The sequence below is a fragment of the Staphylococcus sp. GDX8P80P genome, from assembly GCF_017893095.1.
GTDB lineage: Bacteria > Bacillota > Bacilli > Staphylococcales > Staphylococcaceae > Staphylococcus > Staphylococcus borealis.
This window is the reverse complement of the sequence record NZ_JAESMI010000169.1, coordinates 1-3,498: the sequence shown is the minus strand read 5'-3', so window position 1 is coordinate 3,498 and position 3,498 is coordinate 1. Positions and strand designations below refer to the sequence as shown.

Annotated in this window: 4 protein-coding genes; 1 reads left to right on the top strand and 3 read right to left on the bottom strand. The window is 33.3% G+C overall.

Annotated features, from left to right (window positions below; genetic code table 11):
* The first annotated feature begins 295 nt into the window (after positions 1-295).
* Positions 296-793 carry a trimethoprim-resistant dihydrofolate reductase DfrG gene (gene dfrG / locus KA858_RS11970; protein WP_000868795.1) on the top strand — a complete coding sequence of 166 codons (498 nt, stop codon included), beginning with the start codon at positions 296-298 and terminating at the stop codon, positions 791-793.
* A gap of 71 nt (positions 794-864) precedes the next feature.
* Here the strand turns inward: dfrG and KA858_RS11965 are convergent, their stop codons facing one another.
* The 3 genes from KA858_RS11965 to KA858_RS11955 all read right to left on the bottom strand — a co-directional run.
* Positions 865-2,817 (bottom strand): hypothetical protein, encoded by a 1,953-nt coding sequence (locus tag KA858_RS11965; protein ID WP_000163792.1) that lies wholly within the window; start codon positions 2,815-2,817, stop codon positions 865-867.
* Between the two features lie 6 nt (positions 2,818-2,823).
* Complete coding sequence (locus tag KA858_RS11960) at positions 2,824-3,060, bottom strand: hypothetical protein (protein ID WP_001159903.1); 237 nt, start codon at positions 3,058-3,060, stop codon at positions 2,824-2,826.
* Between the two features lie 262 nt (positions 3,061-3,322).
* On the bottom strand, positions 3,323-3,498 hold a 176-nt coding region (locus tag KA858_RS11955), incomplete at its 5' end, for a helix-turn-helix domain-containing protein (protein WP_210135800.1).

The window sequence follows — 3,498 nt, the reverse complement described above, 5'->3', positions numbered from 1 at the left end:
AAAGAAACGCTCGTTTAATGTTAAGTAGTTCAGTTTTGGAGTACAAAATGACAAAATGTACTTCAAAATGGACTACTTTTTTCATTTTAACTTACATACCAAATTACATACAAAATGATTTATAAAATGCAATTGAAAATGATAATTGAATGAAAATTTGTGATTTTGTGGTATTATGATAATATAACTTATAGAAAAAATTGCTTATTCAACTAACGGGCAGGATAATGAGAAAAGGTTTTTTGATAGAAATAAGAAATTAGATGGTAAATTAGTTAAAAAGGCTGTGTTATAAATGAAAGTTTCTTTGATTGCTGCGATGGATAAGAATAGAGTGATTGGCAAAGAGAATGACATTCCTTGGAGGATTCCCAAGGACTGGGAATATGTTAAAAATACTACAAAGGGACATCCGATAATATTAGGTAGGAAGAACCTTGAATCAATCGGAAGAGCCTTACCTGACAGAAGAAATATTATTCTGACGAGAGATAAGGGGTTTACCTTTAATGGTTGTGAAATTGTTCATTCAATAGAAGATGTTTTTGAGTTATGTAAAAACGAAGAAGAAATTTTTATTTTCGGAGGAGAACAGATTTATAATTTGTTTTTCCCTTATGTTGAGAAAATGTACATCACAAAAATACATCATGAATTCGAAGGAGATACTTTTTTTCCAGAAGTGAATTATGAGGAATGGAATGAGGTATTTGCCCAAAAAGGGATAAAGAATGATAAAAATCCGTATAACTACTATTTTCATGTATATGAAAGAAAAAACTTATTGAGTTAACGGGTGCGTTAATTGAAGAAGAACAGTAAAGATAAAGCACAAGAGCTTGGGATTACTCCAAGCTCTTTTTGTCATTTGAAATAAATTATATCTTTCCAATCAAATTGTTTATCTGTAATCCCTAATCTTTGAGCAGGTGTCAAAACCTTTTTATCCGCTGATTTAAAAGGGCGACAAAAGTTGTAGTAAGTTCTTAGAATTGTAATCGCAAATTGAGCATACTTCGGATTGAAGTTAGCGTAAATATAGCTCTTCTTATCACCACGAGCTGTTGTTAATGGTCTTTCAAGAGATGATATATAACGTCTTATCTGTTGAATAAAGCTATTGGTCGAATGGTCATTAACATTTAATAGCATCTTTGCGATTTCGTTTGGTTCCAGAGCAGATAAATCCGTTCTACAATCAACTGAATAAAATCCTTTATCCTTAGTGGCTAATGGATGTTTGATAGGGTTATCGGCATATTTGCGATATCTTTCTCCATCTTTACTAATAGCCTCTTCGTGGAATTGATGACTTGTTAGTAATTCAGTTAGATAATGAGATGCCAAAGTCCGTAGAAACTTTGTTTTGAATCCTCTGATATCTCCCCAATCGAGCAGTTCTGCTTTTGCTTGTCCGAATTCTTTTAAGCATTGTTTTCTGCTTTTCGTCTTGTTAACTTGGCAAATAAAATGATGTGCATCGCTCAACCTTAATTCTTTCGTGAATACTCTATAAAAGGCGTTTCTAATAGAGAAGTCATCATCACTAATCATTCGCCATTCGTCGGCATTAACCATTTGTTTAATTAACCAATAGTGAGCAGTTGTAGTATAAGGAGCATCAACATTTAAACCATCGACAAATCTACTCCTATTAGTAATTTTCCCTAATTCGTGAAGATAAGCATTCCTATTTTCGCTATCGTTAGCGGATGGTTCTTGTGGATAATAAGACCAATCTAACCTATCATTTTTACGACTAAAAGTATTGAGATGGTCTTCTTTGAATTTTCTTGTATCTTCATTTAATTCATCCATTGAAATATTCCAATCATAGGCAACATCAGAACGGAACACATATCTTGATAAGACCTCAGCAGATACAACTATATACGTTTGCATATTAAGGTCTTCAAACCCCGTATATTTCTTTGAACCTTGTCCTTTCTTACGGACGTTATTTAGGTAGTAGTGCATCTTGTCCGTATTAAGCCACATCTCGTTAAATTTCTTTGTTTGAAGGGGTTGTGTCTCATATCGTTCTAAAAACTCCAAACAACGCCTATACAGCCACTCCAGCTTATGATAGTAGGTTCCAACTCCAATTCCTAAAATATCACAAGTACGACTGACTGAAACCCTTCCAACAACCATCTTAGCGAACATTGGAAGAATGGTGTTCTTTTGTTGGTGATAAGTAGTGGTTTCTTCTCTTTTTGGTAGAACATTAGTGAACTTCTTACACGCCTTACATTGATAGCGTTGAGATTTGCCCCTACTTTTCCCCCTTTTGTAAAATTGCTTCGGCTCATTGAATGGGGTTGATTCTTCTTCCGAGCAGCCTTCTTTATGAAATTGATAATCTGGCTCAACATCTTGGATGCTATTGATTTCTATAAGGCGTTTAATTTCTTCAACAACAGACCAATTAGATAAAGGGGTTACTGTACAGTTTTGCGATACACCTCTGCCAATAGGATTGTCATTGCAGTACATACCTTTATGACCTTTATCTTTGGAACTACCAGTCATTTTATATCGACTTGGTTTCCCTTTTACATCTTTGAATTTGTGCTGTTCTTTCCCAAAATTACAACAAAACGGATTGATGCAGTAATTATATTGAATGGGATATTCAGAACCGTTCCATTTAAAAGACGTTGGCAAGAACAACATTTTGTTATACCTTGTTGCAAATCGTTTTGGAGTTAATAAATCATATTGTTTAGCCCTATCTTTTAATTCTTCGTTTGAAATCGGAATTTTAACATCTACAATTTCATCTTCCTTCGTGGCTAATCTTTTAAGCTTGGTCATTGTCTATCAACCCACTCTATCTTTGATACCCATTTTTTCAACAATCCGCTTATTACTTCGCTTGTTGGCAATCCATTCAATAAACTTCTTATCGTCTAAAATGTTCAATAAGAATTCATCCACTGCTTCGCTTTCAGTACGCTCTGCATATTCAGCGTATTGCTTAACTATCACCCTTACTTGCTCTGATATTTCCCAATCCACAGACTTAGCGTTCTTATTTTTTGGCTCAAGAAATTGCATAGGAAAATACACCCCTTTTTGCTTAGTAAATTGTAACCATTTTAACACACCAATTTGCATTCCTACAATAATTATTTCACGTTCGCATTTTTATATACATTTTAACTTACATTTTGTGGTGTAAATTAACAACAAACGTTGATTTAACAATAAAAAACGAGTATCAAATTCAGTTGCAATTTGATACTCATTTAGGTTTACATTTTCACTTTTTGTACTCCAAAACTGAACTACTTAGTTTAATGTGAGCGTTTCTTTATATTTAAGTCATACTTTTTATTAATAATGATTTCATTTCTATATCTTTGATATAATAGTATACCATTTTCCCATCCTTGTAAAAATTCAGCACGTCTCTTTTATAAAGGGCTCTCAAATGATACGATGTTGAAGCTATACTTAAACCTAATGTTATAGATAAGTCACAAACACATAATT